General features: G+C 60.1%; 2 protein-coding genes. One reads left to right on the top strand and one right to left on the bottom strand.

From position 1 onward, the window contains the following. Nucleotides 1-767 (bottom strand): IS5 family transposase gene (locus AC1RT8_RS24675; RefSeq protein WP_493079206.1). Its coding sequence is split into 2 segments (ribosomal slippage): nt 1-455 and nt 455-767, totalling 768 coding nucleotides; the frame shifts between segments, so codons are not numbered across the junction. Between the two features lie 53 nt (nt 768-820). Here AC1RT8_RS24675 and AC1RT8_RS24670 point away from each other — a divergent pair. Beyond that, nucleotides 821-1,111: a hypothetical protein gene (locus AC1RT8_RS24670; protein ID WP_493079204.1), complete on the top strand. Its 291-nt coding sequence runs from the start codon at nt 821-823 to the stop codon at nt 1,109-1,111.

Below are 1,111 nucleotides of genomic sequence, written 5' to 3'. Positions count from 1 at the left end.
CTAGGCCGTAGACTCATAAACGCGGAGCCACAGGCGCATTGATGCGATCTGGACCATGGCGAGGAAGTTCTCCGCCAACTTATCGTAGCGGGTGGCGACGCGGCGGAAGTGCTTGAGTTTGGAGAAGAAGCGCTCGATCAGATTGCGCTCACGATAGAGCCGCTTGCTGAAGCAAGGCTTCCACTTTCGATTGGATTTGGGCGGGATGTTGGGCGTGGCGCCCTGTTCCTCGATTAGCGTGCGGATGCGATCAGCATCGTAAGCCTTGTCGGCGAGCACGATCATATGCGGCCCAAGGTGGTTGAGCAGATCGTCCGCGACTTGGCCATCATGTGCCTGCCCAGCGGTCAGGCCGAGCCGGATCGGGAGGCCTTGCGCATCGACGACCGCATGGATTTTGGTCGTGAGCCCACCTCGGGAGCGACCGAGGCAATGATCTCGATCCCCCTTTTTGCCGTCGCAGCCTGTTGGTGCGCCCGGATAGAAGTGCTGTCGATCATCTGGATGTCCCCGTCATACGCGACAGTGATGGCATCCATCATCCGATCCCAGACGCCTGCCTTCCGCCATCGCACGAAGCGATTGTAGCAAGTGGTGCGCGGACCATAGCGTTCGGGCAGGTCGCGCCACGGAGCGCCGGATCGCAGGACCCAGAAGATGCCGTTCAGCACGCGACGGTCGTCTACGCGCGGCACGCCTCGCGGTTTGTTGGGCAACAGCGGCTCGATCACGCGCCACTCGAAGTCGGTCAGATCGTATCGGCTCATGTCGATGCTGAATCAGAGTTTGAACGCATTTGGAAGATGGCGGAGAACGCAGCATGGACCACATCACTCAGCGGCTTCAGAACCTCGAACGCACGCGCCTACTCTGGATACTATCCCAGCTGATCCACGAACTGACGATCCGCGCGCGCTTCTACTACGATCAGCCCGAGGGTGTCGGCGTAATGCAGGAAACAAACGAGGCGATCCATCGCGTCTCGGGGCATTGTCGAGACCTCACCAAGCAGGAGGAGCCCTTCACATCGAGCCGCGCCGACAGCATCGGCGAAGCCCTCAAGCTACTTACCCCTTCTGCCCTCGACCGGTTTTATGAGTTCACGGCCTAG

Source organism: Sphingomonas sp. GW821-FHT10F11 (genome assembly GCF_058809095.1).
Note: the sequence above shows the minus strand (reverse complement) of the source record. Positions and strands in the feature narration are given on the sequence as shown.